Origin of the sequence: Streptomyces sp. D2-8, assembly GCF_023184515.1 — a bacterium.
In the GTDB taxonomy this organism is placed as follows: Bacteria; Actinomycetota; Actinomycetes; order Streptomycetales; family Streptomycetaceae; genus Streptomyces.
Genome location: NZ_JAAHBP010000022.1, coordinates 32,472 through 59,382 on the forward strand (window position 1 = coordinate 32,472; position 26,911 = coordinate 59,382).

A 26,911-nucleotide genomic window follows, 5' to 3' on the forward strand; every position below is an offset into this window, starting at 1 on the left:
GTGTCTCCAGAGCGTCAGTGGTGGTCTGCGGGGAGGATCACCGAGCGCGTCAGGTGGCGCGGGCTGTCGGGGTCCAGCCCGCGGGACGCGGCGACGGCGACGGCGAGCCGTTGGGCGCGGACGAGTTCGGCGAGCGGGTCCAGGGCTCCGGCGATCCACAACGCGCCCGTGTCGCGCACCTGTTCGGCGAGTCCGTCCGGCGCGTCGCCCAGCATCCAGGTCGCCGTGCCCCGGGTGCTGACGCTGATCGGGCCGTGCCGGTACTCCATCGCCGGGTAGGCCTCCGCCCAGGCCAGCGCGGCCTCGCGCATCTTCAGCCCGGCCTCGTTGGCCAGGCCGACGGTCCAGCCGCGCCCGAGGAAGGTGAACTGGCCGCATTCCACCAGCCCTTCGGTCAGCGGCTCCGTCAGGGCGGTGTGCGCGTCGGTGACGGCGGTGTCGGGGTGAAGGCCGAGGTGGGCGCGGAGCAGGGTGAGGGCCGTGGTCGCGAACCGGGTCTGGACGACGGAGCGTTCGTCCGCGAAGTCCAGGACGGCGAGGTCGTCGGCGGCCGTCATCACGGGCGTGTCCGGGTCGGCCGTGATCGCGGTGGTGCGGGTTTCGCCCTTCAACCGGTGCAGCAGGTGCAGCACTTCGGTCGTGGTGCCGGAGCGGGTGAGGGCGACGACCCGGTCGTACCCACGGCCGTAGGGGAACTCCGAGGCGGCGAAGGCGTCGGTCTCGCCCCGGCCCGCGCCCTCGCGCAGGGCCGCGGCGGCCTGTGCCATGAAGTACGAGGTGCCGCAGCCGACGATCGCGACCCGCTCCCCCGGCGCCGGCAGCACCTTCACCAACTGGGGCGCCTGCGATGCGGCGCGTGCCCAGCACTCGGGCTGGCTGGTCAGCTCGTCCTCGACATGCGTCATACCGCACTCTCCGATCTGATTGTTCCTGCAAGATATAGCCAGCTTTCGAGCAACATCAAGCATTCAGCCGGATCGGGTGCGCTAGGGTCGCCGGAGATCGAGACGTGGAGGTGCGGATGTCGCGCGACGCCCGCTGGAAGGCGCTGCTGGAACTGCTCGTGGAGCGCGGCCGGCTGGACGTCGAGGACGCGGCGGCGGAGCTCGGGGTGTCGGCGGCGACGATCCGCCGTGACTTCGACGGGCTCGCCGAGCAGCAGATGCTGGTGCGCACGCGGGGCGGTGCGGTCGTGCACGGCGTGTCGTACGAGCTGCCGCTGCGCTACAAGACGGCCCGCCATGCCTCCGAGAAGCAGCGCATCGCCAAGGCGGTGGCGGATCTGGTGGCGCCGGGTGAGGCGGTCGGGCTGACCGGCGGGACCACCACGACCGAGGTGGCGCGGGCCCTGGCCGTGCGCGGGGATCTGACGTCCGGGTCGCCCGCGCTGACCGTGGTGACGAACGCGCTGAACATCGCCAACGAGCTGGCCGTTCGGCCCCAGTTCAAGATCGTGCTGACCGGTGGGGTGGCGCGGGCCCAGTCCTACGAGCTGGTCGGGCCGCTCGCGGACGGGGTGCTCGGGCAGATCACCGTCGACGTGGCGGTCCTCGGTGTCGTGGCCTTCGACGTGACGCACGGTGCGGCGGCGCACGACGAGGCCGAGGCGGCGATCAACCGGCTGCTGTGCGAGCGGGCGGAGCGAGTGGTGGTGGCCGCCGACTCCAGCAAGCTCGGGCAACGGGCCTTCGCCCGGATCTGCGCGGCCGAGGCGGTGGACACGCTGGTCACGGACACGGCGGCCGACGCGGAGACCGTACGGCGCTTCGAGGAGGCCGGGCTGCGGGTCGTCACGGTCTGACGGCGATTCCATGGCGGCGACCGTCCGGCGGCGGTCGTGCGGCAGCGACGGTCTCACAGCGGCCGTCGACAGCAGTCGTCCGACAGCGGCCGCCCGTCGGCGGTTCTAGGCTGGGGGCTGAGGCGCCTACCGGGCAGGGAGGCCGTCATGGGCGAAGCCGCACAGGACCGGGGCGTGCCGGGCGGCCGGCGTTATGTGCCGATCGCCGAGCACGGGCTGATCGGCGATCTGCGCAGTGTGGCCCTGGTGGGGACCGACGGGACGATCGACTGGTACTGCTGCCCGGCCTTCGACGCGCCGAGCGTGTTCGCCTCGATCCTGGACGCGGAGCGCGGCGGCTGTTTCGAACTGGCGGCGACGGTGCCGGCCCGGACGAAGCAGTTCTACTTCCCCGACACCAACGTCCTGATCACCCGGTTCTTCACCGAGGACGGGGTCGGGGAGGTGCAGGACTTCATGCCGGTCGGCGGCGGGCCGGCCGAGGCCGAGCGGCACCGGCTGATCCGGCGGGTGGTGTGCGTGCGCGGCTCGATCCCGTTCCGTACGCGGGTGGCGCCCCGGTTCGACTACGGCTCCCTGCCGCACACCGTCCGGCTCACCGGCGACACCGCGCTGTTCGAGACCGAAGGGCTGGCCCTCGCGCTGACGGCGACCGTGCCGATGGAGGCCGACGGGCCGGACGCGCGTGGCGACTTCAAGCTCTCCGAGGGCGAGACCGCGGTGTTCGCACTGGACAAGGTCGGCGGCGATGTGACGCCGCGCCGGTGTGCGCACGCGGACGCGGAGGAGCAGTTCGCGGCGACCGTGGCGTACTGGCGGCGCTGGCTGTCGGCGTCCCGGTACAAGGGCCGCTGGCGGGAGATGGTGCACCGCTCGGCCCTGACGCTGAAGCTGCTCACGTACGCGCCGACCGGGGCGATCGTGGCCGCGCCCACGACGAGTCTGCCCGAGGAGCTCGGCGGCGAGCGCAACTGGGACTACCGGTACGTGTGGGTACGCGACGCGGCCTTCTGCGTCTACGCCCTGCTGCGGCTGGGCTTCACCGGCGAGGCCGAGGCGTTCATGAAGTTCGTGACCCGGCACATCAGCCCGGGCGACGGCAAGACCTCCGGCCCCCTGCAGATCATGTACGGCATCGACGGGCGCACCGAGCTGCCCGAGCGGGAGCTGGACCACCTGGAGGGCCACCACGGCTCCGCGCCGGTCCGGGTCGGCAACGCGGCGGCGGATCAGCTCCAGCTCGACATCTACGGCGCGCTGATCGACTCCATCTACCTCTACGACAAGTGGGCCCAGCCCATCTCCAGCGGCCAGTGGGACGACGTGTGCGCGCTGGTCGACTGGGTGTGCACGCACTGGGACCAGCCCGACGAGGGGATCTGGGAGACGCGGGGCGGGCGCAAGAACTTCCTGTACTCGCGGCTGATGTGCTGGGTGGCGATCGAGCGGGCCATCCGGATGGCCAACCGGCGCGGCCTGCCCGCCGACCTGCCGCGCTGGCGGGAGTGCCGCGACACGATCTACCGGCGGATCATGAGCCGGGGCTGGTCAAAGGAGCGCCGGGCCTTCGTCCAGCACGAGGACGGTGACGTGCTGGACGCGGCGGTGCTGATGATGCCGCTGACGAAGTTCATCGCCCCCACCGATCCGAAGTGGCTGTCGACACTGGACGCGCTCACCGAGGAGCTGGTGTCCGACTCGCTGGTCTACCGCTACGACCCCCGGTCGAGCCCCGACGGGCTGCGCGGCGACGAGGGCACGTTCTCCATCTGCTCGTTCTGGTACGTCGAGGCGATGGTGCACGCCGGCCGGATCGACGAGGCGCGCCTCGCCTTCGAGAAGATGCTGACGTACGCCAACCATCTCGGCCTGTACGCCGAGGAGATCAGCCACACCGGGGAGCAGCAGGGGAACTTCCCGCAGGCGTTCACCCACTTCGCGCTGATCAGCGCGGCCTTCAACCTGGACCGGGCGCTCGGCTGACGCTCAGTGCCCGTGGCCGTCCTCCGCATGCCCCTCGGGGGTACCGGCATCGGCCGCCGCTCCCCCGGCGCGGACGGTGAACGCCGCCGTGTGGACCTTTCCGTCGTGCTTGAAGTCGAGGAACAGACGGTAGGAGCCGGAGCTGGGTGCCGTGGCGGTGAAGGAGATGTCCGGGCCGGGCCTGGTCGTGCCGTCGCCGGGTTCGCCGTTCGGGTGGACATGCAGGTAGGCGAGGTCGCCGGAGCGCAGGGCGACCAGGTGGCCGTACGCGCCGAGGTAGGGCTGGAGGTCGGTGACGGGCTTGCCGTCGCGGGAGACCTTCAGCTTCAGTTCGCCCGCCTTGCCCGGGCGCAGGGCTCCGGCCAGCTTCACCTCGTAGCCGCTGACCCGGGTCGTGGTGTTCGCGGGTGGCAGTTGCCGGGCCTCGTACGGGCCGGAGGCGGCGAGGTCCGCGCCGAGGGTGAGGTTCCCGGCGTCCTTCCCGGCCGGGGTGAAGTCGGCGAAGACGCGGTAGCCGCCCGCGCGGGGCAGGTCCACGGGGGTGCTCCAGGTGCCGTCGGCGGCGCGGGTGGGGTGCAGATGACGGTAGGTGACCAGGTCCCGTGAGGCCACGATGAGGTGGAGTTCCTTGTCGTGCTCGCGCTGGTAGGCGGTGACCGCGCGGCCACCGGCGTCCCGGACGGTGAAGCGCAGGTCGGCCTGCTTGCCCGCGGTGACGCGCGGGGTGTCGAGGTCGAGCGTGTAGCCGCCCTCGGAGATCTGCAGTCCGCCGGCCGGGGGTGTGTCGTGTCCGGCGTGGCCGCCGCCCTCCTTCGGCTCCGGTGTGGGCCGGGTGTGTTCGTCCTCGTGCTTCGGGGGACTGTCGGCGACGACGGGGTCGATGCCCTGTCCGACGCCGTAGGCCGCGCCGAAGGTCGCTGCCAGGGCGGCGGCGAAGGTGGTGATCCTCAGTCCGGTGTTCATGGCCGTCGGCTCCTTCAGATACCGGGCCTCCCGCTCCACTGCGGGGCCTCCATGCAGTTCACCATACCCCTGGGGGGTATCAAGTCAAGTCATTCTCGCGCTTGCATCGTATACCCCTTGGGGGTATATCTGGAATCGGTGAGGGGATACCCCCACCCCCTATTCTCCGTATCTGCTGGATCACCTAGAGGAGGCACCCGATGCCCGCCACCACCTACGCCGTCTCCGGAATGTCCTGCGGCCACTGCAAGGCCACGCTGACCAAGGCCATCGGCGAGCTGGACGGCGTCAGCGGTGTCGAGGTCGACCTCGACAGCGGACATGTCACCGTCACCAGTGCCGCCGAACCCGACGACACCGTGATCGCGGAGGTCGTCGACGAGGCCGGCTACGAGCTGACCGGGAGGGCCTGAGCCATGAGCACCGGTACGACCACCGGCACCGGCGCCGAGGTGGAACTCGCCATCGGCGGCATGACCTGCGCCTCCTGCGCGGCGCGCGTCGAGAAGAAGCTCAACCGCATGGCCGGGGTCACCGCCACCGTCAACTACGCGACGGAGAAGGCCAAGGTCAGCTACTCCGGTGAGGTCTCCGTCGGCGACCTCATCGCCACCGTCGAGGCGACCGGGTACACCGCGCAGGAGCCCACTCCCCCTGCCGAGCAGACCGACGCCGGCGAGGAGACCGACGAACTGCGGCCGCTGCGCGAGCGGTTGATCGCGGCCGTGGTGCTCGCGGTTCCCGTCGCGGCCATGGCGATGATCCCGGCGCTGCAGTTCGAGTACTGGCAGTGGCTGTCGCTCACGCTGGCCGCGCCCGTCGTGACGTACGCGGCGTGGCCCTTCCACAAGGCGGCGTTCACCAACGCTCGGCACGGCGCGGCCACCATGGACACGCTGATCTCGGTGGGCATCTCGGCAGCGTTCCTGTGGTCGCTGTGGGCGCTGTTCTTCGGCACCGCGGGCACACCGGGCATGACGCACCCCTTCGAGCTGACCATCGAGCGCACGGACGGCGCCGGGAACATCTACCTGGAGGCCGCCGCGGGCGTGACCGCCTTCATCCTGGCCGGGCGGTACTTCGAGGCCCGCGCCAAGCGCAAGGCGGGCGCGGCGCTGCGGGCGCTGCTGGAGCTGGGCGCGAAGGACGTCACGGTGCTGCGCGCCGACGGCAGCGAACAGACCGTCCCGGTCGAGGAGTTGAAGGCCGGAGACCGCTTCCTGGTCCGGCCCGGCGAGAAGATCGCGACGGACGGGACCGTCGAAGAGGGTTCCTCCGCCGTGGACGCCTCGATGCTCACCGGTGAATCCGTACCGGTGGAGGTGGGCTCGGGCGACCCGGTCACCGGCGCCACGATCAACGTCGGCGGGCGGCTCGTCGTGCGTGCCACGCGGGTCGGTGCCGACACGCAGCTGGCCCGGATGGCCCGGCTGGTGGAGGACGCGCAGAACGGCAAGGCCGCCGCACAACGGCTCGCGGACCGGATCTCCGCCGTGTTCGTGCCGGTGGTGATCGCCCTCGCGCTGGGCACACTGGGCTTCTGGCTGGGCAACGGCGTCGGTCTGACGGCCGCCTTCACCGCGGCGGTCGCCGTGCTCGTCATCGCCTGCCCCTGCGCCCTGGGTCTGGCGACGCCGACCGCGCTGATGGTGGGCACCGGGCGGGGCGCCCAGCTCGGCATCCTCATCAAGGGCCCGGAGGTCCTGGAGTCCACACGCCGGGTCGACACCGTCGTCCTCGACAAGACCGGCACGGTCACGACCGGCCGTATGACGCTGCTGACCGTGCACCCGGCCGAAGGCACGGACGAGGCCGAAGTGCTGCGGCTGGCCGGGGCGTTGGAGCATGCCTCCGAGCACCCGATCGCCCGGGCGGTCGCCGACGGGGCGCTGGAGAAGCTGGGCGCGCTGCCGACGCCGGAGGACTTCGCCAACGTGCCCGGGCTCGGCGTCCAGGGCGTCGTCGAGGGCCACGCGGTGCTCGTCGGGCGGGAGCGGCTGCTGGCCGACTGGGCGATGGAGCTTCCCGAGGGCCTGGCCCGGGCCAGGGCTGCGGCCGAGGACGCCGGGCGCACGGCCATCGTGGTCGCGTGGGACGGCGAGGCGCGCGCGGTGCTGGAGGTGGCCGACGCGGTGAAGGACACGAGCGCGGAGGCGGTCGGCCGGCTGCGGGCGCTCGGCCTGACGCCGATCCTGCTGACCGGTGACAACGAGGCGGTGGCCCGGTCCGTCGCCCGCGAGGTGGGCATCGAGGAGGTCATCGCCGAGGTGCTCCCGCAGGACAAGGTCGACGTCGTCAAGCGGCTGCAGGCCGAGGGCCGGTCGGTGGCGATGGTCGGCGACGGTGTCAACGACGCGGCGGCCCTCGCCCAGGCCGATCTGGGTCTGGCCATGGGCACCGGCACGGACGCCGCGATCGAGGCCGGCGACCTGACGCTCGTCCGCGGCGATCTGCGGGCCGCGGCGGACGCCATCCGGCTCGCCCGCCGCACGCTCGGCACCATCCGCTCGAACCTCTTCTGGGCCTTCGCCTACAACGTGGCGGCCCTCCCGCTGGCCGCGTCCGGCCTGCTCACCCCGATGATCGCCGGGGCGGCCATGGCCTTCTCGTCGGTCTTCGTGGTCGGCAACTCGCTGCGGCTGCGCACCTTCCGGGCCGCCGGCTGAGGCGCCGGCGGGTCAGGGGCGGCGCCACACCAGCGTGTAGCGCCAGAGCAGACGGCGGCGCAGGCGGACGCCGGGGAGCACCGCCCGGGCCTCGCGCGCGATCTCGGTGAAGGTCAGGTCCGCCGGACGGGTGCGGGCGGTCATCGAGACCGGGCGGGGCGCCGGACGGCCCCGGTTCTTCAGCAACGCCATGACGATGTTGAGCGGGATCGACGCGATGCCGAGCAGACGGTCGACGGGCGTCCGCTCCCGGGCCATGCCGACGATCACCAGGGTGCCGCCGGGGGCCAGATGGTCGCGGAAGGTCGCGAGGGCCCGGGTGAAGGGCAGATGGTGGACGACGGCGACGCAGGTGATGACGTCGTACGACTGATCACCGAGCCCGGTCAGCGCGTCGGCCGCCGTGTACGTCACCGGGGCCGCAGCGGGCGTCAGCTCCCGCGCCCGGGCCGTGATCTCCGGATCGGCGTCGATCCCGTGCACGATCCGGGCCCGGCCGGCCAGCAGCCGGGCCAGGTCGCCGCTGCCGCATCCCACGTCCAGGACGCTGCCCGCCCTCTCGGGGAACTGCCGCAGGATCCAGCGGTGGAAGTGGGCGTTGTGATCCCAGGGGCGGGCGGCGTGGAAACGCTCGAGTGCGCGCAGCACCCGGCGGGGCGGGGGTGACATGCGTTCAGTGTCCCGGCTCACCGGGGTGGCCGTCCGCCGTCCGGGCACTCGGGAGGTACCGGCTCGCAGGGGCGCCGAGCGTGCGCCGGGCGTGAGCCGGTACCGTGCTGGGAAGGCCATTGCGGGGAGAAGCACATGACGGATCCGACGACCACAGACGCGGACGCCCCCCGTCCGCTCCAGAACACCCAGGACTCCGCGGGCGGACGCGGCCGGCTCCTGGGCGCCGTGTTCGGCGATCTCAGGGCCGTGGACGGCGCCCTGTACGCGGCGGTGGCCGCCACCCCGACGCCGACCCTGGACCGGACGCTGCGCCACCTGTCGCACGCGGCCGATCACTCCAAGATCTCGTTCGCCATCGCCGCCGCCCTGGCCCTGAGCGGAAAGCGGCCGCGCAAGGCCGCCCTCGTCGGCGTCGGCGCGATCACCGTGGCGTCGGCCTCCGCCAACCTGCTCGGCAAGCGCCTGGTGCGCCGGGCGCGGCCCGACCGGGAGGCGGCCCGGGTGACGGTGGACCGGCACGTCCGGATGCCGACCTCGGCCTCGTTCCCGTCCGGGCACACGGCGTCGGCGGTCGCCTTCGCCACCGCCGTCGGGGTGGTCCTGCCTCCCGCGGCGGTACCGCTCGGGGCGCTGGCGAGCGCCGTCGGCTACTCCCGTGTCCACACGGGCGTGCACTACCCGGGCGACGTCGCAGCGGGCGCGGTCCTCGGTATCGCGAGCGCCGCGGCGGCCCTGGCGGCGGCAGCGGCCACCCCCTCGGCGAGGACACAGGCCCTCCTCACGGCGGCGCGTTCCTGGCCGCGGATCAGCATCGGCGGCGCCCTGCGCCGGTAGGTCGAAGGCCGGACGGGCGGCGGGGGCTCTCCCCCGCCGCCCGTCCGGCCTTCGCGCTGACAAACCGTCAGCCGAAGACCTTGACGGCCCTGCGCCGGTAGGCCATGGGCCGACCGGGCACGGGGACTCTGTCCCGCCACCCGGCAACCCCCGCACTGACAAACCGTCAGCCGAAGACCTCGGCGGCCCTGCGCCGAACTCCTGGCTAGCGAAGGAGCACGGCAGCGGACCGCCGTACGTCGACGGCGGTGAGCGCCAGGGCCAGCGGCCCGGGGGCGAGGAAGGCCAGCGGCACCAGCATCCAGGCGCACAGCGCGGCCGTCGCCACGGCGAGCAGGACCAGGCCGCTGCCGCCCACGTCGGCCACGGCGTCCCCGCCGGCCCCGCGCACCGCCGCACGCCAGTCGGTGAGCGATTCGGGGCGCCCGCAGGCCCGCAGGCCGACCACCGCCGCGCACACGCCGATCACCGCGGCGGCCACCGCGAACAGCGGCGCCCCCGGCAGCCCGGCCCCGGCCAGCGCCAGGTCGGCCGCGAACAGCAGCAGGCCCGCCAGGGCGACGGCCCCCGCCACCAGGTCGCCGACGCGCAACCGCCTCCGCAGCAGGGCGAAGTACCGCCCCGCCGTGACGGGTTGGTCCTGTCCCGCCCCGCGCAGCACGGCGCACGCCGTCGACAGCGCGGCCGGGGCCGTGACCAGGGGCAGGCAGGCCGCCGCCGTGGCGAGTCCGACGCTCAGCACGTCGGCGAACAGGGACATGCGCGGGCCGAACACCTCACCCGCCTCGCGTGTGGGCATCCCGCTCACCCCTTGAGTCCGGAGCTGGCCATGCCCTCCACCAGGAACCGCTGGAAGGCGAGGAAGAACAGCACGATCGGCAGCAGCGCGATCACCGACAGGGCGAACATCGGGCCGAAGGCGGAGGTGCTGGAGGCGTCCACGAAGGAGCGCAGTGCGAGGGTGAGGGTGAACTTGTCCGGGTCGAAGAGGTAGATGAGCTGGGTGAAGAAGTCGTTCCAGGTCCAGATGAACGTGAAGATGGCCGTGGTGATCAGGGCCGGCCGGGTCAGCGGCAGCACGACCTGGAAGAAGCTGCGGAAGGGCCCGCAGCCGTCGATCCGGGCCGCCTCCTCCAGCTCGCGCGGCAGGCCGCGCATGAACTGCACGATGAGGAAGACGAAGAACGCCTCGGTGGCGAGGAACTTCGGCAGGATCAGCGGCCAGTAGGTGTTCACCAGGCCGAGCTGGTTGAAGATGATGTACTGCGGGATCAGTACCGCGTGGTGCGGCAGCATGATCGTGGCGATCATGAAGGCGAACAACGGCCCGCGGAAGCGGAACCTCAGGCGTGCGAAGGCGTAGGCGGCGAGCGAGCAGCTGATGACGTTGCCGGCCACCGCGCCGCCCGCGATCAGCAGGGAGTTGCCGAGCAGCCGCCAGATGGAGACGTCGTTGACGCCGTCCAGGGCTGTCTTGTAGTTCGACCACTCCAGGTGGCTGGGAAGCAGGTTCAGGCTGGCGATGACCTCGTCGGCGGGCTTGAGCGAGGTGGCCAGCAACCAGGCCAGGGGGTACAGCATGACCAGCAGGGCGGCCAGGCAGCCCGCGTGCAGGGCGATGCGGCCCCACCGAACGGGCTTGTGGGCGACTGTCGTAGAGGTCACCGGTCCCCCTCCGAGGCGTAGAAGACCCAGGACCGCGAGGTGCGGAACAGCACCGCCGTGACGATGCCGATCACGACGAGCAGCACCCAGGCCATGGCGGAGGCGTAGCCCATGTGGGAGGCGACGAAGCCGCGGTCGTAGAGGTACATGGTGTAGACGAGGGTCGAGTCGGCCGGTCCGCCCTTGCCCGCGCTGACCGCGAAGGCGGGGGTGAACACCTGGAAGGCCTGGATGGTCTGCAGGACGAGGTTGAAGAACAGCACCGGGGAGAGCATCGGCACGGTGACGGACAGGAACTGCCGCCACTTCCCGGCCCCGTCGACGGCCGCCGCCTCGTAGAGCTCGGCGGGTATCTGCTGGAGCCCGGCGAGGAAGATGACCATCGGGGCGCCGAACTGCCACACCGTCAGCAGCGCCACGGCCAGCAGGGCCCAGCCGGGCTTGTTGACCCAGCCGCCGGTGCCCAGCAGGCTGTCCACGGTGCCGCCGTCGTTGAAGACCGCCCGCCAGACGAGCGCGATGGACATCGACGCGCCGAGCAGGGACGGTGCGTAGAACGCGGAGCGGTAGAAACCCTTGCCGCGCTTCATGCCCTTCAGGGCCAGCGCGACGACCAGGGCGAGGGCCAGCTGGAGGGGCACGGCGACGACGACGTAGGTCAGGGTCGTCACGACCGAGCGCCAGTAGCGGGGGTCCTCGGTGAACATCTGCACGTAGTTGCGCAGGCCCACCCACTGCGGCGGGTTGAACAGGTCGTAGTCGGTGAACGACAGGTACAGCGACACGACCATCGGCAGCAGTGTCAGGACGATCGCGCCGAGTACCCATGGCGAGAGGAACACCCAGGCGGCACCCTCGCGTTCGCGCTTGGGGCGGCGCTTCGGGGCGGCGGCGGGGGCGCGCCTCGCCTCCGCGGGGATCGCGGTGGTGGTCATGACCTCAGCTCCGCCTTCGCCTCGGTGACGTAGTTCTCGGCCGCCTCGCGGGGCGACATGCGCGCGTAGGACACCTGGTCGTAGTCGCGCTGGAAGGTGCTCTGCAGGGCGTTGTCACCCGAGGGAGGCGCCTGGGGCGGGTCCTTGAGCTTGCCCTCCAGGGATGCCTGGAAGCCGGCGATGGTCTTGTCGAAGTCCTTCAGCTGCGGGCCGATCTCGTCACGGATCGTCTCGTTGACGGGGATGCCGCGGCTCGCGCCGAGGATCTTCGCGGCCTCGCGGTCGTTGATCATGAAGTCGACGAGCTGCGCCGCCTCCTCGGGGTGGCCGGTGTTCGCCGAGACGCCGAGGAACATCGACGGCTTGAAGTACTGGCCGGGTGTGCCGTCCTCGCCGGACGGCATGGGCGCGAGGGCGACGCCGGTCGGTATCAGGGCGAGGAAGCCGCTGGCCGGGGCGTCCCAGTTGGCGTCGGTGACGGACTTGCCGCGTCCGAGTGGGGTGTTCTCCACGGAGCCGTCGAGCTGGGTGGTCTGCTCGGCGGGCGAGACGGCGCCCTCGCGGCGCAGCCGGTCGGTGAAGGTCCACCAGCGCGTGAGGTCGCCGGCGGTGAAGCCCAGCCTCCCGTCCTCGGTGTAGAGGGCCTTGCCCCGGCCGCGCAGCCAGACCTCGAAGGCGTCCTCGCTCTGGCCGGGGTCGGTCGCCCCCGGCTTGCCGGTCTTCTTCGCGAGGGCGCGCATGGTGTCCGCCCACTGGCTCCAGGTCCAGCTCTCGCCGGGCAGGGGCACGCCCGACTTCTTCCAGGTCGCGATGTCGTAGGCGACGGTCTCGGTGCCGCGGCCCTGCGGGATCGCGTACTGGACGTCGTCGACGCGGCCGGTGGCGAGCAGGCCCTGGTCGATCTCGGAGGTGCGCAGGACGGACTTCTGTTTCGCCAGGTCGAGCAGGACTCCGCCGGAGGCGTACTGGTCGATCTGGCGGTAGTCCAGTTGCATCACGTCGGGGGCGTCACCGCCGGCGGCCTGGGTGGCGAGCTTCTGCTTGTAGGCGTCGTAGCCGGAGAACGACGTCGTCACGTCGACGTCCGGGTGCTGTTTCTCGAACAGCGCGACGGCCTGCTCGGTGCGTTCCGCGCGGTCGGGGTTGCCCCACCAGGTGTAGCGCAGCACGACCTTGCCGCCGTCGGCGGATTCCCCGGATCCTCCGCAGCCCGCCAGCACGGCACACAGTGCCAGTGCGGCGGCCGACGCGCAGAACCCCTTTGTCCTGTGTCCGGGCATGCCGAGGTCACTCCTCTCCTCGGAGGTTGGCTGAGACCCCCCGGTCCCCCCTTGCTGCTACTCCTGCCGGTACGGCAGCGTGGTCCCCGGCAGCGCGTACTCGTCGCGCCGGCCGCACATGCCGAAGCCGCCGAGCCGGGTGGGCGCGGCCTCGTGGGCGGTGGCCTCGCCGAGGTAGGCGGGATCGCCGGCGGCCAGGGCGTCGAGCTGGGCGCCGGTGCGCTCCGCGGTGGCCAGGGCGCCCTCCCGCCACAGGACCTGCCAGGTGGGCACCTTGTCGCGCACGATCCGGGCGGCGGCGCTCTGGAACTCCAGGTACGGGCCGTTGTCGCCGGCGACGAGCGCCTCACGCAGCCCGAGGTAGCCCTCGACGGCGAGGTCCCTGCGGCGCCGGGCGGCCGCCGCAGTCTCCGGTCCGGTGCCGGGCGGCAGGGCAGCGGCGGCGGCGTACCGGTCGGGGTCGGCGAGCACCTCGGGCGGGAAGGTGAACACGGCGTCCCCGGCCTCGGGCAGGCCGCTGTTCTGCATCAGCACGGTGATGCGCAGATCGCCGCCCTGCACCATGCGGTGCACGGTGCCCGGTGTGAACCAGGCGATCGAGCCGGCTTCGAGGGGGATGTCCCGGTAGCCGTCCGGGCTCAGCGTCTGGACCGCGCCCCGGCCGCCGGTGACGACGTACGCCTCCGTGCACACCAGATGCAGGTGCGGGCTGCCGCCGCAGACGCCGTCGGCGGCCTCCCAGTCGTAGGCGCTGAGGTGGGACAGGCCGATCGCGCCGGGCAGCGGGTGCGGAAGACCCGCAGGTTTCGGCTCGCTCACCACGGCAGGCCCTCCAGGTGGGTGCCAACCCGGTCTCGGTCCCAGGCACCGTCGGCGACGACGATGCGGTACCGGTACCCGAAGGACTCGCCCGGCGGCAGCTCGAACTCCTCGAAGAACGCCCAGGAGAACGCGACCGTCGGGAAGGGCTCGGAGCGCACGAACCAGTGCGACTCGTGGACCGGGGAGGTCTCGTCGAGGTTCTCGGGCGCGTGCGCGAAGACCAGGGTGGAGTGGCCGTCGACGTCGTCGTGCTCGGTGGTGAAGGCGAGCCACGGGCCCTGGGTGCCCATCAGCTTGCCCGCGTCGGCGTCGGTGTCCGGGGCGAAGACCGTGCCGCCGGTGAAGTCGCGCGGGCCGCGCCACTGGAGTCCGGTGTAGCCGGCCATCGCACGGCCGGCGGTGGTCGGGGAGCCGAAGGCCAGGGGCTCGGAACGGGTGTTGGTGAGGCGGATCGACCAGTCCAGGGCCCAGGAACCGGCCTCCTCGTCCACCGAGTGGACGGTCAGGCCGCGCACCTCGCGCGCCCACTCCTCGCCGCCGTTCTCGATCCAGGTGAGGTTCTCGGTGAAGGCGAGGCGGTCGTCCTCGACGGTGAAGTCCTCGAAGCCGTCGTGCCGCATCGAGCCGACGCGCTCGGGCAGGCGGAGGTAGCCCTGGCCGTGGACGTAGCAGTTGCCGCCCCAGAAGTTCTGGCCGGACAGATGGCTCGCGGTCATCTGCAGGCCCTTGTGCCAGCGGTGGTCGTTCGGGCGGTAGCCGGTGACCGTACGGCCCGAGAGGGTGCGCACCGGGTGGGCGTAGGGCTTGCGGGACTCGAAGGGATCCGGGTCGGGGCGGTAGACGTAGCGGAGGATCTCCGTGCCGTTCGCCGCCGTGACGGCGATGTCCTCGCCGTGCGTGTGGGTGACGCGGATGGTCATGCGCGCTCCTTGGGGGCCCAGTCGGGGTACTCGCCGTGCATGGCCTCGTAGAAGGGATCGCCGGGGCCGATCTCCCCCGCGTGCACCGAGCGGCCGGTGAACGCCGCCTTGTACAGGGCGGCGGCGAACTCCAGGGTGGCGCGGGCGTCTCGGCCGCTGCCCGGTGGCCGGGTGCCGGTGTCGTAGGCGTCGAGGAGTGCGCCCAGTTGGGCGGTGTGCGAGCTGGGCACGTCGCTCGCGGGAGTGCGCCAAGCGGTGGCACGCTCGGAGACGACGTGCGGGGCCGGGGTGTAGGCCCAGCTGTCGTTGCTGTGGCCGTACAGGTGGGTGAGCTCGACGGTGGCGTCCGCGCAGTCGATGCGGATGCGGCTCACCTCGTCCGGGGAGAGCACGCTGTTGACGACGGTGGCGAGGGCGCCGCTCCTGAACCGCACCAGGGCGGTGGAGACGTCCTCGCTCTCGGTGTCGTGGACCAGGCGCGCGGCCATGGCCCGGATCTCCTCCCACTCGCCGAGCAGGTGCAGCAGCAGGTCGTACTGGTGGATGCCGTGGCCCATGGTCGGGCCGCCGCCCTCGCTGGCCCACTTCCCGCGCCACGGCACCGCGTAGTACGCGGCGTCCCGGTGCCAGGTGGTCTGGCAGTGCGCGACGAGCGGGGCTCCCAGCTCGCCGCTGGTGATCAGGTCGCGTGCGTGCACGGCGCCGGAACCGTAGCGGTGCTGGAAGACGACCGCCGCGTACCCGCCGGAGGCCTCCTCGGCGGCGGCGATCTCGTCGTACTCGGCGAGCGACAGGGTGAGCGGCTTCTCGCACAGCACCCAGGCGCCCGCCTTCAGCGCGGCCACCGTCTGCTCCCGGTGCAGGGAGGGCGGCGTCCCGATCAGGACCAGGTCGGGGCGGACGGCGTCCAGCATCGCGTCCACCGAGGTGTACCCGGCGACCTGTTCACCGGCGAGCTCACGGAAGGCGTCGAGGCGCTCCTGGTCCACGTCGACGGCGGCCACCAGTTCCACCCGGTCGGAGTGGGCCCGCAGCGCGGGCAGATGGCTGCCGCCGACGATGGCTCCGGTGCCGACGACGGCCACGCGGCGGCGGGTGGGGGACAAGGACATGCGGCGCTCCTCGGACGGCCGGCGGACACACGCTGGGAAAGCGCTTGCACTCGGAAGGGACCCTAGGCGCGAGAGAATGTCTGGACAACCCCCCTGCAGCGACCTGCACAAGGTCTGCCCGCGCATTGTCCCAGCTTGGGGCGGGAATTCGGGTTGTTGCCCCCGCCATGGAAACGGCATTCCCCCGCCGTCTCCCTGGGGCCGGCCCCACCCCGGGCCGGCTGCCAGCCGGAGTGATCGGGCGGCGGGCCGCTCCTACCGTTCTGTCGCACAACACCCCTCTCGGGCAAGCTCCCGCCAGTCCACCGAGGGGTACCGGCGACAGAGAGGACCACCACGTGTTACCCCGTTCCCCGGGAACCGCGAGAAGAGCCGCCCTCGCCCTGACGGCCGCCGCCCTCGCCTTCACGACACTGCCCGCCAGGGCCGAGGCGGCCCCGGACCCCCTCGCCCGCTACCACCGGCAGCACCTCACCTGGAAGAGCTGCGTGCTCGGGCCGGACGACACGGCCGGCAAGGAACTGGAGCAGGCGGGCGCCCGCTGCGCCGGCGTGACCGTACCGCTGGACTACTCCGATCCCGGCGGCCGGACGATCACCGTCGCGATCTCCCGGATCCGCGCCACCGACTCCGAACGCCGCGTCGGCCCCCTCCTCCTGAACGGCGGCGGCCCCGGCGGGCCCTCGCTCGGCGACCCGCCCGGGGTGCGCGAGGCGATGAAGGGCGTCGCCGCGCGCTACGACGTGGTGGGCGTCGACCCTCGCTTCATCGGCCGCAGCACCCCGCTGGACTGCCGCTGGCCGACCGGCTCGGCCTGGCGCGGGGCGGGCGAGGACCGGGCCGGCTTCGACCGCATGGCGGCCTTCTCGAAGGACCTCGCCGACCGCTGCCGCACCCACGCGGGCGACGTCCTCCCCCACGCCACCACCCGCGACACCGCGCGCGACATGGACGTCGTCCGGGCCGCGCTCGGCGAGCGGCGGATCTCCTACCTGGGCTATTCGTACGGCAGTTACCTCGGCGAGGTGTACACCTCGATGTTCCCGGGCCGTACGGACCGGGTCGTCCTGGACGGTGTGATCGACCCGGCCCGCTACAGCGCCCGGCTGTGGCGAGGCGTCGAGGGGGCCAACCGCCAGGCCCTGAGGGGGTGGGCCTCCTGGGCCGCCGCCCGCGACGCGGCCTACGGGCTGGGCGGGACGCGAGGTGAGGTGCTGGCCACCGTGGAGCGCATCCGGGTCGCCGCCGCCCGCACCCCGCTGCGGCTCGGCGGTCACCGGCTGGACGCGCACGTGATGCCCGTCGTCGCTCTCAACGGTCTCTCGCAGCACAACGACACCGCCTACGGAGACTTCGCCCAGGGCGTGCAGGACATGCTGCGGGCCTCGCGGGGGCAGCGCGTGACTCCGTCCCCGTGGCTCGCCGGGGTGCTCGAGTTCGTGCTCACGGGCACCGACTCCCCCTACGGCAGCGCGCAGGCGGCCATCGTGTGCGGCGACAACGCCGCGCCGCGTGATCCCGAGGTGTACTGGCGCGACGTCCAGCGCACCCGCGCGCAGGACCCGCTCTTCGCGCCCGTCACCAACAACCTCAACCCGTGCGCGTTCTGGGACCGGCCGCGCGAGCGTCCGACCAGGATCCGGGACGACCTCCCGGCTCTGCTGGTGAACGCCACCGGGGACCCGCGCACCTACTACGGCGGCGCCACGACGGTCCGCGCCATGTGGCCCTCCTCGCGCCTGGTCACCCTGAAGGGGTCCGACCAGCACGCGGTGTACGGCGTCTACGGGTCGGCGTGTGTCGACGACGCGGTCAACGCGTACCTCGCGACGGGGCGCGTCCCGGCACGGGACATCGACTGCGCGGCACGCGCGGAAGGCTAGTGCCCCGGCAGGCAACCGGCCCGGAGGGCCACCGCCCGCGGGCGGTGGCCCTCCGGGCCGTCATGCTCGAGTCAGGACGTGACGATCTTGCGCACGTTCTCCACGGAACCGCACCCGGCCTTCAGCTGACGCCCACGCTCCTGCCAGAACGCCCGGCCGAGCTCCTCCCGCCGCTCCATCGCCACGTTCTCCCGCGCGCCGTTGAGGATGGTGCGCTCCTCCTCGTCGGCATGATGGTTGACGGCCTCCACCAGCTCCTCGAGCTTCGAGTCCCACTCCTCGGAGCCGACCTCCTCGACCTCGAGGAGCTCCAGGAGGGCCTCGTTGCCCTCGTCGTGCTCGTGCTCGCCGTGCTCGACCTCTTCGTCGTCGATGTTCTTGTACCGCTTGAGCGCCGGGTAGACCTCGGCCTCCTCGGCCTGCGCGTGTGCGATCAGCAGGTCCGCGAACTCCCGCAACGCACCCGCCCGGTCGTCCTCGACGCTCCGCATCCGACGGAAGAGGTCTTCCATGCGCCGGTGGTCCTGAAGAATGAGCTCTACGACGTCTTTTGTGTCGGCCATGGAAATGGAACGCCTTTCCTGGGAGAGAATCGGGCCACTTTCGTTTACCCCATTCCTGACGTTTCGCTCGCCCTGGGCGGCGTGTGGTCTACCAGCGATACCAGCGGCCTTTTCGGCCACCACTGTCCGCGGTGCGCAGCACGAAGCCGAGCAGCCACAGGACCAGCACGATCACCGCGATCCACCACAGGGCCTTCAGCGCGAAGCCCGCACCGAAAAGGACCAGGGCCAGCAGCAGGACGAGAAGCAGGGGAACCATAGTTATCAACCTCCGCTCCTCCTGGTGCCCCAGCCGCAAGCGAACACACAGTCGAATTTTCGTGTTTCTTCACAAAGAGCACGGGCACTTGGATCGCTTTGGCCGGGCGGGGCCCGGCGCCGGCCCTGTGAGCTGTGGGCTCCGCGCCGGGGCCTCGTCGGCCTTCTCGCCTCGGCCCCTGCCCCTGCCCTGCTCCTGCCTGACACCCGGCCCCCGTCTCAGTCCCTGCCGACGACGATCACCTCGTCGTTTGCCGTCCAGCGGCGGCGCTCGGCCTTGGACGGGTTGATCCGCACGCCGTAGCCGGGGCTCGTCGACGCGTCGTCGTGGCTCCGGTAGCCGATGGCGCATTCGCCGCGCTGACGCGCCGCGGCCACGACGGTGGCGAACGTCGCCTCACCCCCGGGAAGCACGTAGTCGCCGGCCGGCCGCAGCCGGATGCCGGTGCCGTCGGCGGAGAAGAGCTCCTCGAACACCGCTGCGAGGTGCCTGTTCTGGGAGATCCGCGCCATGAGCAGGCCAATGAGCTTGCCGCTGATGATCACGTCGGCTCCGGGGCCGAGGGGGGGCCAGTGGCCGGTTGCGGTCGTCGACCAGTTCGGTGACGACGGGGAGTTCGCGCCCGGAGGCTTCCTCCAGTTGGCTCAGCAGCAGGAGCGTGACGAGTATGCGGTTGTCGGGTTCGTCCGGCGGCTGCCCGGGAGCGGGGTCCTGGCCGAGCACGATCACGCTGTCGTAGGAGTGCGCGTCCAGACGTCGCAGAGTCTCGGGGCGGGTGACGTCACCGCGGTGCAGGGTCAGGGTCAGATGACCGCCCTGGTGCTTGTCGGTCTCGCTCACCTGCCGGGCCGTCGCCGCACCGCCGTCCGCCACCACGTCCACCGCTGATCCGGGCCGGGCGCGGCGGCGCAGCTGATCGACCATGAGCGGCGCTCGGCGGTTCCAGCCCAGCAGGGCGCACCGGCGCCGGGGCCATCTCTGTGTCGCGGTGCGGGTTCGCAGCCGCGCGGTCCTCCCCGTGACCGCAAAGTCCAAAACCTCCGTTGGTTCCGCAAGGGAGACAGCTCGCAGGCACCCGGGCACCATGTGGCCCACGTCACCCTCCCCCACAGGGCCTTTCCCTACCCGCATCGACGAACCGACAGGTGGTGGCACTCGTGCGCCTGCGCACCCCCCTGGCCCTGCTCGGGGCCGCCGTGCTCGTGCTCGTCGGACCGCCGCTGCTGACCACCGGCAGCGGCTCCGAGACCGGCACACAGATCCCGGGCCTGCGTTTCATGGTCCCCAACACGCCCGGCGGCGGCTACGACATCACGGCCCGGACGGCCGCGAAGAACGCCGAGGACGCCGGACTGACCCACAACATCGAGGTGTTCAACCTGCCCGGCGCCGGCGGCACGGTGGGCTTGAGCCGGCTGGTGAGCGAGCACGGCAACGGCAAGCTCGCCATGTCCATGGGCCTCGGGGTCGTGGGCGCCGTCCGTTCCAACGACGCGCCGAAGACGCTCGCAGACACCACGCCGATCGCCCGGCTCACCGAGGAGCAGGACGTGGTGGTCGTGGCGAAGGACTCGCCGTACAAGACGATCGACGACCTGATCGGCGCCTGGAAGGAGAACCCGGGCAAGCTCCCGGTGGGCGGCGGCTCGTCGCCGGGCGGGCCCGACCACCTCGCGCCGATGCTGATGGCCCGGGCCGCCGGGGTCCCCCCTAAGCAGGTCAACTACATCCCCTTCGACGGCGGCGGCGAACTGCTCGCCTCGATCCTCGGCAGCAAGGTCGCCTTCGGTGTCTCCGGGGTCGGCGAGTACCTGGACCAGATCAAGGCGGGCGAGCTGCGCCTCCTCGCGGTCACCGGCCCGAAGCGCGTCGAGGGCCTCGACGCGCCCACGCTGAAGGAGGCGGGTTACGACGTGAACTTCACCAACTGGCGCGGCATCGTGGCCCCGCCCGGCCTGAACGACGGGGAGCGCGACAAGCTCGTGAAGCTGATCCAGGAGCTCCACGACTCGGACGAGTGGCGCAAGTCCCTGAAGCAGAACGGCTGGGACGACGCCTTCCTCACCGGTGACAGGTTCGGCGCGTTCCTCGACGCCGAGGACAAGCGCGTGGTTTCGGTGCTGAAGGAGCTGGGGCTGTGACGACGCAGACCGACATTCCGCCCGCCGAGACCGGCGGCGAACGGCGCTCGTGGCTGCGCGAGCACTCCGAACTCGGCGTGTGCGTACTGCTGCTGGCACTGGGCGTTCTCGTCCTGACCGACGCGCTCACCATGGACGTCGACATCGCCCAGCGCGGTCCCGTCGGCCCGAAGACCGTGCCGGTCGTGGTCGGCGCCGGGCTGCTGGCCATCGCCGCCCTGCTCGCCCTCGACGTGCTGCGCGGCGGCCGGGGCCAGGCCGAGGGCGGTGAGGACATCGACCTTTCCGAGCCCGCCGACTGGCGCACGGTGCTGCTGCTCGCCGGAGTGTTCCTCGGCGCGGCCGTCCTGATCGAGCCGCTCGGCTTCCCCCTAGCGGGCGCGCTGTTGTTCTGGGGTGCGGCGTTCGCGCTCGGCAGCCGCCGGATCGACCGCGATCCGCTCATCGCGGCCGGGCTGTCCCTCGTCACCTACACCGTGTTCAACAATCTGCTCGGAGTGCCCCTGCCCGGCGGTCCGCTGATGGGAGTGCTGTGACATGGATGCCTTCAACTCCCTTCTGGACGGCTTCGGTACGGCCCTCACGCCGATCAATCTCCTCTGGGCCGTCATCGGTGTGCTGCTCGGCACGGCGATCGGCGTACTGCCGGGCATCGGCCCGGCGATGGCGGTCGCGCTGCTGCTGCCGGTGACGTACGGGCTCGACCCGATCGGCGCGTTCATCATGTTCGCCGGCATCTACTACGGCGCGATGTTCGGCGGTTCGACCACCTCCATCCTGCTCAACACGCCCGGTGAGAGCGCGGCGGTGGTGGCGGCCATGGAGGGCAACCCCATGGCCAAGTCCGGGCGCGGCGCCCAAGCCCTCGCGGCGGCCGCCGTCGGGCACTTCGCGGGCGGCCTGATCGGCACGCTCCTTCTCGTGGCGCTCGCGCCGACGGTCGCCAAGCTGGCCGTGGACATCGGCGCGCCGGACTACTTCGCCATCATGGTGCTGGCGTTCATCGCGGTGACCTCGGTGCTCGGCTCGTCCCGCATCCGGGGCCTCGCCTCCCTGCTGATCGGCCTCACCCTGGGCCTGGTGGGCCTGGACCAGATGACCGGCCAGCAGCGCCTGACGTTCGGCTCGCTCCAACTGGCCGACGGCATCGACGTGGTGATCGTCGCGGTCGGGCTCTTCGCGATCGGCGAGGCCCTGTGGGTGGCGGCACACCTGCGGCGCAGTCCGCCCGAGCCGATCCCCGTGGGCCGGCCCTGGCTGGGGCGCGGGGATGTGAACCGGACCTGGAAGTCGTGGCTGCGCGGCCCGTTCATCGGCTTCCCGTTCGGCGCGATCCCGGCCGGCGGCGCGGAGATACCGACCTTCCTGTCGTACGTGACGGAGAAGCGCCTGTCGAAGCACAAGGACGAGTGGGGCAAGGGCGCCATCGAGGGCGTCGCGGGCCCCGAGTCGGCGGCGTCGGCCTCGGCGGCGGGCACCCTGGTGTCGATGCTGACCCTGGGCCTGCCGACCACGGCGGTCGCGGCCGTGATGCTGGCCGCCTTCCAGCAGTACGGCATCCAGCCGGGCCCGCTGCTCTTCGAGCGCGAACCCGACCTGGTGTGGGGCCTGATCGCCTCGCTGTTCGTCGGCATGGTGCTGCTGCTCGCGCTGAACCTGCCGCTGGCGCCGGTGTGGGCGAAGCTGCTGCGCATCCCGCGGCCGTACCTGTACGCCGGGATCATGTTCTTTGCGGCGGTCGGCGCATACGCGGTCGGCGGCGAGGTGATCGACCTGGTGATCCTGCTGATCATCGGCCTGATCGGCTTCGGCATGCGCCGCTACGGGCTGCCGGTGCTGCCCGCCGTGATCGGCGTGATCCTCGGCCCGAACGCCGAGCAGCAGCTGCGGCGCGCCCTGCAGATCAGTGACGGCAGCGTGACGGGGCTGGTCAACACGCCGTTCGCGGTGACCGTGTACGCGGTGATCGTGCTGCTGCTGGCGTGGCCGCTGCTGAGGAAGGCGGTGACCCGCAGCCGCGCCGAGGCGGCCTGACCCGGTCATCGCGGCACCCGCTCCCGGGTGCCGTCCGGGAAGCTGATCTCCACCTCACCGGCCGCGGTGACCCGCACGCGCGTTCCTGAACCTCGCGCGTGCGGGTCGCCGTCCGCTGTCGGGCCACCGTTCACCTCCGGGTCGGCGCTCAGCACGACGAGGGTGACCAGGAGGTGGGTGCCGCCCGGGTGGGCGGGCAGGGTGAGGTACGGGGTCGCCGAGTGGTGGCCGTAGGCGTTGACGCCGACCGCCTGGGCCACCGCCGCCCGGGCGTCCTGCCACCCGTGCAGTCCTGCGATCGTGCTGGTCAGCCCGTCCGCGCGCCGCGCCAGCGCCCGGCCCGGGCCGGTCCCGCCGAGCGGGGGTGCGGTGTCGTCGGCGACGGCCCATGCCCCGACTCTCTGGGCATCCGGTCATGAATGCCTCATGGCCCGGCAAAAGTCCTGATGGCTTCCGGCCAACGGGCGGGGCGTTCTCCCGCGGCTTCCCTGCCGGCGCTTCCGTCGGCGCGGCGGCTGAAACTCCCTTGCGGAGTCGTCCGGGCACCCGGTACCCAGCATCGGGACGACAAGGAGCACAAGATGACGACCCGTCTGGGTTCTTTGAACGAGTTCTGCTGGATGGACCTCAAAACCCGCGACCCGGCCGGCGCAGCCGCCCTCCTGTCCAAGGCGCTCGGCTGGCGCTTCGCGGTGGACGAGAAGGACTGGCGCAAGGCCACCAAGATCACCGTCGATGGCCACCTGATCGGCGGCGTCAGCGACTTGGCGAACCCGGTCTACCCACCGGGAACACCCGCCCACATCGCCTATTACCTGGCGGTCGACGACATCGACCGTCGTGTCGAAGCGGCGACGGCCCATGGCGCTCACCTTGTCGTACCTCCCTTCGACGCGGGCGATCAGGGCCGCATCGCGACACTGATCGATCCGGTGGGCGCCGCCTTCTCCCTCTGGCAGCGGCGCCACTTCCCCGGATGGCGGTTCCCGCCCCGTCTGGCGGGTTCTCCGCATCGCATGGTCCTGACCTGCGATCGGCCCGACGAAGCCCGGCACTTCTACGAGGAGACGACCGGAGCCCCCCTGATCTGCGCCGACTTCGTCGCCGCGGCGGGACCCGGCACATCCGGCCCACGGTGGGAACTCATGGTCGCCGTCGATGATCCGGACAGCGTCGTCCGCGCTCACGATGACGGCCAGGCCCCGGTCAACTGTTCCGAGGAGACCGGCCGTCGTGTGGTGCGGTGGAGCAGCCCGGAGGGACTGTCGTTCCTGGTGCGCCGCAGGGAGCCGTGACTCGATCACCGGCCGTACCTGCGAGAAGCCCGCTGGCCGCAGCGCCTTCCTGGCCCACAGGCATGCCATCAGGACGCCACTCCTCTTGACGCGTCAATGACAACGATGGCTTGATGAGATGGGAGCGCTCCCACCTCATCCATGGGAAGGGACCACCATGCACAGAACCCCCCACTCGTCCCCGCACTTACGCGTCATCTCCGTACTCGGACTCCTGGCCGCCCTGCTCCTCCCCCTCGGCATGGCGCTGGCCCCCCGCGCGACAGCCGCCCCTGCGGCGGATCCCGTCCGCGTCATGCCGCTCGGCGACTCGATCACCGGCTCGCCGGGCTGCTGGCGGGCCGTGCTGTGGAACCGGCTGGCCGACAGCGGATACAAGGACGTCGACTTCGTCGGCACCCTCCCCCCGCAGGGCTGCGGACAGGCCCACGACGGGGACAACGAGGGGCACGGCGGCGAGCTGGTCACGCATGCGGCCGACCAGAACCTGCTGCCCGGCCGGCTGGCCTCCACTCTCCCTGACATCGTTGTCATGCACTTCGGCACGAACGACGTCTGGAGCAGCATCACCCCGGACCGCATCCTCGCCGCCTACACCAAGCTCGTGGCGCAGATGAGGGCCTCGAACCCGGACATGCGGATCCTCGTCGCGCAGCTCATCCCCATGAACCCGAGCAGTTGCGCGGCCTGTGCGCAGCGGGTCGTCGACTTCAACGCGCGGATCCCCGGCTGGGCCCGGGCAACCGGCACCGACCGCTCCCCCGTCACCGTGGTCGACCAGTGGACCGGCTTCAGCACGGCCACCGACACCTACGACGGCGTGCACCCGAACGCCTCCGGCGACAACAAGATCGCCGCTCGCTGGTTCCCTGCCCTGTCCGCGGCCCTCGACGCCGGCGTCCCGCAGGACCCGGGTGATCCGGGTGACCCGGGCGAGGACCCCGCCGCCTGCACCGCGCGTTTCCGGGCCGCCTCCTCCTGGCAGGGCGGCTACCAGGGCGAGGTGACGGTGACGAACACCTCCGCGTCCGCCGTCTCGGGCTGGACCGCGACCGTCGTACCGGCGAACGGCGCGCGTCTCACCCAGCTCTGGAACGGCACCCTCGCCACGGCGGCCGACGGCACGGCCACCGTCCGGAACGCGGCATGGAACGGCACCCTCGCCCCCGGCGCGAGCACCACCTTCGGCTTCGTCGCCACCGCCCCGGCCACGGCCGGCACCCCGGCGGCGAGCGTCACCTGCACGGGGGAGGCACCGGCCGGCTGACAGCCGTGCCGGGCCGGAGACGTCCCGGCACCGGCCCCGCCCGAACCGCGCCCCGACGGCAGGACCCCGTTCAGCACGACTGCGCGACCGACAACGTGCCCCACCCGATCCCCACTTCTGGAGCCGCCATGAGACCCCGCCCCACCCCCACCACGCCACGCCTGGCCACCGTGGCCGCCACCCTTCTCGCTCTCTTCCTGTCCTTCCTCGTCCTCACCCCGCCGGCCCAGGCCGCGCCCACCGGATTCCGGGTGCAGAACGGCCGCCTCCTGGAGGCCGACGGGAACGACTTCGTGATGCGTGGCGTCAACCACGCCCACACCTGGTACCCGAACCAGACCGGCTCCTTCGCCCACATCAAGGCCAAGGGCGCCAACACCGTCCGCGTGGTCCTCGCCAGCGGCGACCGCTGGACGCGCAACGACACCTCCGACGTGGCGAACGTCGTCGCCCAGTGCAAGCAGAACCGGCTGATCTGCGTCCTCGAGGTCCACGACACCACGGGGTACGGCGAGCAGAGCGGAGCGGCGACCCTCTCCCGTGCGGCCGACTACTGGATCAGCGTGCAGAGCGCCCTGGCCGGCCAGGAGGACTACGTCATCGTCAACATCGGCAACGAGCCGTACGGCAACACCAACTACACGGCGTGGACGGCCGACACCAAGGCGGCCGTCCAGAAGCTGCGCAACGCCGGGTTCGACCACACGCTCATGGTCGACGCGCCCAACTGGGGCCAGGACTGGGCGTTCACGATGCGCGACAACGCCGCTTCGGTGTTCGCCTCCGACCCGGACGCCAACACGGTCTTCTCGATCCACATGTACGGCGTCTTCGACACGGCAGCCGAGATCACCGACTACCTGAACCGGTTCGTCACGGCCAAACTCCCCATCGTCGTCGGCGAGTTCGGGCACGACCACTCGGACGGCAACCCCGACGAAGACACCATCCTGGCCGTGGCCCAGCAACTCCGGCTCGGCTACCTCGGCTGGTCGTGGAGCGGGAACGGCGGCGGGGTCGAGTACCTGGACATGGTCACGAACTTCGACCCCGACCAGCTCACCTCCTGGGGGCAGCGCCTCTTCAACGGCGCGAACGGCATCGCCGCCACCGCCAAGGAGGCCGCGATCTACTCCGGCAGCGGCGGTGACACGACTCCCCCGACCGCTCCCGGCACCCCGACCGCCTCCGGGGTGACCTCCTCCTCCGCCACCCTGACCTGGGCCGCCGCCTCCGACGCGACCGGCGTCACCGGCTACGACATCGTGCGGATCAGCGGCGGCACCGAGGCGGCCGTCACCACCAGCACGAGAACCACCGCCACCCTCACCGGCCTGTCCCCCGCCACCTCCCACACCTTCGCCGTCTATGCCCGCGACGCCGCCGGCAACCGCTCGCCCCGCTCGGGCACGGTGACGGTCACGACCTCCCCCGGCGGCTCACCGTCGTCCTGCGGTGTCGGCTACCGGGTGACGGGCAGCTGGTCCGGCGGCTTCCAGGGCGAGATCGTCCTCCGCAACACCGGCACGTCGGCGATCAACGGCTGGACGCTGCGCTGGACCTTCCCGGACAGCCAGCGCATCAGCAACCTGTGGGGCGGTAAGGCGACCCAGAGCGGCTCCGAGGTGAGCGTCGCGGCCGCCTCGTACACCGCGAACATCCCCCCGTCCGGCTCGGTCACCCTCGGCTTCACGGCCACCCGGTCGACCACGAACCCCAGCCCGACGGCCTTCACCCTCAACGGCGCCGAGTGCTCCGTGAGCTGACCACGCCGCCCGTGCGACGGTGCCGCCGCGCTCCCGGCCCGGCGGCACCA

General features: G+C 71.9%; 25 protein-coding genes and 1 pseudogene. 12 read left to right on the top strand and 14 right to left on the bottom strand.

The window, feature by feature from the left end:
* Positions 1-14: 14 nt before the first annotated feature.
* Positions 15-905, bottom strand: coding sequence for an SIS domain-containing protein (locus G3I77_RS31555; RefSeq protein ID WP_248509042.1), 891 nt, complete (start codon positions 903-905; stop codon positions 15-17).
* 116 nt (positions 906-1,021) lie between these two features.
* On the opposite strand from G3I77_RS31555, the gene G3I77_RS31560 reads away from it, so the two are divergent.
* Together G3I77_RS31560 and G3I77_RS31565 are read left to right on the top strand one after the other, a co-directional pair.
* Positions 1,022-1,801, top strand: a complete 780-nt coding sequence (locus tag G3I77_RS31560; RefSeq protein ID WP_248509044.1) for a DeoR/GlpR family DNA-binding transcription regulator — start codon at positions 1,022-1,024, stop codon at positions 1,799-1,801.
* Between the two features lie 147 nt (positions 1,802-1,948).
* Positions 1,949-3,784, top strand: a complete 1,836-nt coding sequence (locus G3I77_RS31565) for a glycoside hydrolase family 15 protein (RefSeq protein WP_248509046.1) — start codon at positions 1,949-1,951, stop codon at positions 3,782-3,784.
* Positions 3,785-3,787: 3 nt separating this feature from the next.
* Here G3I77_RS31565 and G3I77_RS31570 read toward each other — a convergent pair whose 3' ends face one another.
* Positions 3,788-4,747: a hypothetical protein gene (locus G3I77_RS31570; RefSeq protein WP_248509048.1), complete on the bottom strand. Its 960-nt coding sequence runs from the start codon at positions 4,745-4,747 to the stop codon at positions 3,788-3,790.
* Between the two features lie 200 nt (positions 4,748-4,947).
* Here G3I77_RS31570 and G3I77_RS31575 point away from each other — a divergent pair, with 200 nt between their 5' ends.
* Positions 4,948-5,160: a heavy-metal-associated domain-containing protein gene (locus tag G3I77_RS31575; protein ID WP_248509049.1), complete on the top strand. Its 213-nt coding sequence runs from the start codon at positions 4,948-4,950 to the stop codon at positions 5,158-5,160.
* Between the two features lie 3 nt (positions 5,161-5,163).
* Positions 5,164-7,413 carry a cation-translocating P-type ATPase gene (locus G3I77_RS31580; RefSeq protein WP_248509050.1) on the top strand — a complete coding sequence of 750 codons (2,250 nt, stop codon included), beginning with the start codon at positions 5,164-5,166 and terminating at the stop codon, positions 7,411-7,413.
* Positions 7,414-7,425: 12 nt separating this feature from the next.
* Here the strand turns inward: G3I77_RS31580 and G3I77_RS31585 are convergent, their stop codons facing one another.
* Entirely contained in the window at positions 7,426-8,082 is a 657-nt protein-coding gene (locus G3I77_RS31585) for a bifunctional 2-polyprenyl-6-hydroxyphenol methylase/3-demethylubiquinol 3-O-methyltransferase UbiG (RefSeq protein WP_248509051.1), read from the bottom strand.
* Positions 8,083-8,217: 135 nt separating this feature from the next.
* On the opposite strand from G3I77_RS31585, the gene G3I77_RS31590 reads away from it, so the two are divergent.
* On the top strand, positions 8,218-8,919 hold the full coding sequence (locus tag G3I77_RS31590; RefSeq protein WP_248509056.1) for a phosphatase PAP2 family protein: 702 nt from the start codon (positions 8,218-8,220) through the stop codon (positions 8,917-8,919).
* Positions 8,920-9,124: 205 nt separating this feature from the next.
* Here G3I77_RS31590 and G3I77_RS31595 read toward each other — a convergent pair whose 3' ends face one another.
* Genes G3I77_RS31595 through G3I77_RS31625 form a run of 7 tightly spaced genes read right to left on the bottom strand, consistent with a single transcriptional unit; the run spans position 9,125 to position 15,653 of the window.
* Positions 9,125-9,718: a hypothetical protein gene (locus G3I77_RS31595; RefSeq protein ID WP_248509057.1), complete on the bottom strand. Its 594-nt coding sequence runs from the start codon at positions 9,716-9,718 to the stop codon at positions 9,125-9,127.
* 5 nt (positions 9,719-9,723) lie between these two features.
* On the bottom strand, positions 9,724-10,584 hold the full coding sequence (locus G3I77_RS31600; protein WP_248509058.1) for a carbohydrate ABC transporter permease: 861 nt from the start codon (positions 10,582-10,584) through the stop codon (positions 9,724-9,726).
* Positions 10,581-11,519, bottom strand: a complete 939-nt coding sequence (locus G3I77_RS31605; RefSeq protein WP_248509064.1) for a carbohydrate ABC transporter permease — start codon at positions 11,517-11,519, stop codon at positions 10,581-10,583. Before G3I77_RS31605 ends, G3I77_RS31600 begins: the two co-directional genes overlap by 4 nt.
* On the bottom strand, positions 11,516-12,799 hold the full coding sequence (locus G3I77_RS31610; protein WP_248509066.1) for an ABC transporter substrate-binding protein: 1,284 nt from the start codon (positions 12,797-12,799) through the stop codon (positions 11,516-11,518). The genes G3I77_RS31605 and G3I77_RS31610 overlap by 4 nt, the downstream gene beginning before the upstream one ends.
* Positions 12,800-12,856: 57 nt before the next feature.
* Complete coding sequence (locus tag G3I77_RS31615; RefSeq protein ID WP_248509068.1) at positions 12,857-13,621, bottom strand: cupin; 765 nt, start codon at positions 13,619-13,621, stop codon at positions 12,857-12,859.
* Complete coding sequence (locus G3I77_RS31620) at positions 13,615-14,541, bottom strand: PmoA family protein (protein ID WP_248509069.1); 927 nt, start codon at positions 14,539-14,541, stop codon at positions 13,615-13,617. The genes G3I77_RS31615 and G3I77_RS31620 overlap by 7 nt, the downstream gene beginning before the upstream one ends.
* Positions 14,538-15,653 (bottom strand): Gfo/Idh/MocA family protein, encoded by a 1,116-nt coding sequence (locus G3I77_RS31625; RefSeq protein WP_248509070.1) that lies wholly within the window; start codon positions 15,651-15,653, stop codon positions 14,538-14,540. The genes G3I77_RS31620 and G3I77_RS31625 overlap by 4 nt, the downstream gene beginning before the upstream one ends.
* 338 nt (positions 15,654-15,991) lie before the next feature.
* Here G3I77_RS31625 and G3I77_RS31630 point away from each other — a divergent pair, with 338 nt between their 5' ends.
* Positions 15,992-17,536 (top strand): alpha/beta hydrolase, encoded by a 1,545-nt coding sequence (locus G3I77_RS31630; RefSeq protein WP_248509071.1) that lies wholly within the window; start codon positions 15,992-15,994, stop codon positions 17,534-17,536.
* A gap of 71 nt (positions 17,537-17,607) precedes the next feature.
* Here the strand turns inward: G3I77_RS31630 and G3I77_RS31635 are convergent, their stop codons facing one another.
* From G3I77_RS31635 to G3I77_RS31645, 3 genes and pseudogenes are all read right to left on the bottom strand, one after another.
* Positions 17,608-18,099 (bottom strand): hemerythrin domain-containing protein, encoded by a 492-nt coding sequence (locus G3I77_RS31635; RefSeq protein WP_248509074.1) that lies wholly within the window; start codon positions 18,097-18,099, stop codon positions 17,608-17,610.
* An 88-nt stretch (positions 18,100-18,187) separates the two neighbouring features.
* Complete coding sequence (locus G3I77_RS31640) at positions 18,188-18,358, bottom strand: DUF5670 family protein (RefSeq protein WP_184567467.1); 171 nt, start codon at positions 18,356-18,358, stop codon at positions 18,188-18,190.
* A 218-nt stretch (positions 18,359-18,576) separates the two neighbouring features.
* Positions 18,577-19,321: pseudogene (locus G3I77_RS31645) on the bottom strand (NAD-binding lipoprotein); the annotation flags it as partial.
* A gap of 194 nt (positions 19,322-19,515) precedes the next feature.
* On the opposite strand from G3I77_RS31645, the gene G3I77_RS31650 reads away from it, so the two are divergent.
* From G3I77_RS31650 to G3I77_RS31660, 3 genes are read left to right on the top strand one after another with little or no spacing between them, the layout of a single operon-like run.
* The gene (locus G3I77_RS31650; protein ID WP_248509328.1) at positions 19,516-20,499 is read left to right on the top strand and encodes a tripartite tricarboxylate transporter substrate binding protein; all 984 of its coding nucleotides are present in this window, start codon (positions 19,516-19,518) and stop codon (positions 20,497-20,499) included.
* Positions 20,496-21,035: a tripartite tricarboxylate transporter TctB family protein gene (locus G3I77_RS31655; RefSeq protein WP_248509076.1), complete on the top strand. Its 540-nt coding sequence runs from the start codon at positions 20,496-20,498 to the stop codon at positions 21,033-21,035. Before G3I77_RS31650 ends, G3I77_RS31655 begins: the two co-directional genes overlap by 4 nt.
* Position 21,036: 1 nt before the next feature.
* Positions 21,037-22,533 carry a tripartite tricarboxylate transporter permease gene (locus G3I77_RS31660; RefSeq protein ID WP_248509078.1) on the top strand — a complete coding sequence of 499 codons (1,497 nt, stop codon included), beginning with the start codon at positions 21,037-21,039 and terminating at the stop codon, positions 22,531-22,533.
* A 5-nt stretch (positions 22,534-22,538) separates the two neighbouring features.
* Here G3I77_RS31660 and G3I77_RS31665 read toward each other — a convergent pair whose 3' ends face one another.
* Positions 22,539-22,793: a T-complex 10 C-terminal domain-containing protein gene (locus G3I77_RS31665; RefSeq protein ID WP_248509079.1), complete on the bottom strand. Its 255-nt coding sequence runs from the start codon at positions 22,791-22,793 to the stop codon at positions 22,539-22,541.
* Positions 22,794-23,114: 321 nt separating this feature from the next.
* Between G3I77_RS31665 and G3I77_RS31670 the strand changes: the two genes are divergently transcribed.
* The 3 genes from G3I77_RS31670 to G3I77_RS31680 all read left to right on the top strand — a co-directional run bounded on the left by G3I77_RS31670 (position 23,115) and on the right by G3I77_RS31680 (position 26,861).
* Positions 23,115-23,828 (top strand): VOC family protein, encoded by a 714-nt coding sequence (locus G3I77_RS31670; RefSeq protein ID WP_248509080.1) that lies wholly within the window; start codon positions 23,115-23,117, stop codon positions 23,826-23,828.
* 157 nt (positions 23,829-23,985) lie between these two features.
* Positions 23,986-25,095 carry a GDSL-type esterase/lipase family protein gene (locus G3I77_RS31675; RefSeq protein ID WP_248509081.1) on the top strand — a complete coding sequence of 370 codons (1,110 nt, stop codon included), beginning with the start codon at positions 23,986-23,988 and terminating at the stop codon, positions 25,093-25,095.
* A 128-nt stretch (positions 25,096-25,223) separates the two neighbouring features.
* Positions 25,224-26,861, top strand: coding sequence for a cellulase family glycosylhydrolase (locus G3I77_RS31680; protein ID WP_248509082.1), 1,638 nt, complete (start codon positions 25,224-25,226; stop codon positions 26,859-26,861).
* Positions 26,862-26,911: the final 50 nt, after the last annotated feature.

Excerpts from the sequence above, each read along its gene's own strand:
- G3I77_RS31680 (WP_248509082.1), top strand. The coding sequence starts at position 25,224 with ATGAGACCCCGCCCCACCCCCACCACGCCACGCCTGGCCACCGTGGCC.
- G3I77_RS31570 (WP_248509048.1), bottom strand. The coding sequence starts at position 4,747 with ATGAACACCGGACTGAGGATCACCACCTTCGCCGCCGCCCTGGCAGCG.
- G3I77_RS31640 (WP_184567467.1), bottom strand. The coding sequence starts at position 18,358 with ATGGTTCCCCTGCTTCTCGTCCTGCTGCTGGCCCTGGTCCTTTTCGGT.
- G3I77_RS31580 (WP_248509050.1), top strand. The coding sequence starts at position 5,164 with ATGAGCACCGGTACGACCACCGGCACCGGCGCCGAGGTGGAACTCGCC.
- G3I77_RS31590 (WP_248509056.1), top strand. The coding sequence starts at position 8,218 with ATGACGGATCCGACGACCACAGACGCGGACGCCCCCCGTCCGCTCCAG.
- G3I77_RS31660 (WP_248509078.1), top strand. The coding sequence starts at position 21,037 with ATGGATGCCTTCAACTCCCTTCTGGACGGCTTCGGTACGGCCCTCACG.
- G3I77_RS31565 (WP_248509046.1), top strand. The coding sequence starts at position 1,949 with ATGGGCGAAGCCGCACAGGACCGGGGCGTGCCGGGCGGCCGGCGTTAT.
- G3I77_RS31620 (WP_248509069.1), bottom strand. The coding sequence starts at position 14,541 with ATGACCATCCGCGTCACCCACACGCACGGCGAGGACATCGCCGTCACG.
- G3I77_RS31575 (WP_248509049.1), top strand. The coding sequence starts at position 4,948 with ATGCCCGCCACCACCTACGCCGTCTCCGGAATGTCCTGCGGCCACTGC.
- G3I77_RS31555 (WP_248509042.1), bottom strand. The coding sequence starts at position 905 with ATGACGCATGTCGAGGACGAGCTGACCAGCCAGCCCGAGTGCTGGGCA.
- G3I77_RS31635 (WP_248509074.1), bottom strand. The coding sequence starts at position 18,099 with ATGGCCGACACAAAAGACGTCGTAGAGCTCATTCTTCAGGACCACCGG.
- G3I77_RS31625 (WP_248509070.1), bottom strand. The coding sequence starts at position 15,653 with ATGTCCTTGTCCCCCACCCGCCGCCGCGTGGCCGTCGTCGGCACCGGA.
- G3I77_RS31585 (WP_248509051.1), bottom strand. The coding sequence starts at position 8,082 with ATGTCACCCCCGCCCCGCCGGGTGCTGCGCGCACTCGAGCGTTTCCAC.
- G3I77_RS31670 (WP_248509080.1), top strand. The coding sequence starts at position 23,115 with ATGACGACCCGTCTGGGTTCTTTGAACGAGTTCTGCTGGATGGACCTC.
- G3I77_RS31595 (WP_248509057.1), bottom strand. The coding sequence starts at position 9,718 with ATGCCCACACGCGAGGCGGGTGAGGTGTTCGGCCCGCGCATGTCCCTG.
- G3I77_RS31610 (WP_248509066.1), bottom strand. The coding sequence starts at position 12,799 with ATGCCCGGACACAGGACAAAGGGGTTCTGCGCGTCGGCCGCCGCACTG.
- G3I77_RS31560 (WP_248509044.1), top strand. The coding sequence starts at position 1,022 with ATGTCGCGCGACGCCCGCTGGAAGGCGCTGCTGGAACTGCTCGTGGAG.
- G3I77_RS31605 (WP_248509064.1), bottom strand. The coding sequence starts at position 11,519 with ATGACCACCACCGCGATCCCCGCGGAGGCGAGGCGCGCCCCCGCCGCC.
- G3I77_RS31675 (WP_248509081.1), top strand. The coding sequence starts at position 23,986 with ATGCACAGAACCCCCCACTCGTCCCCGCACTTACGCGTCATCTCCGTA.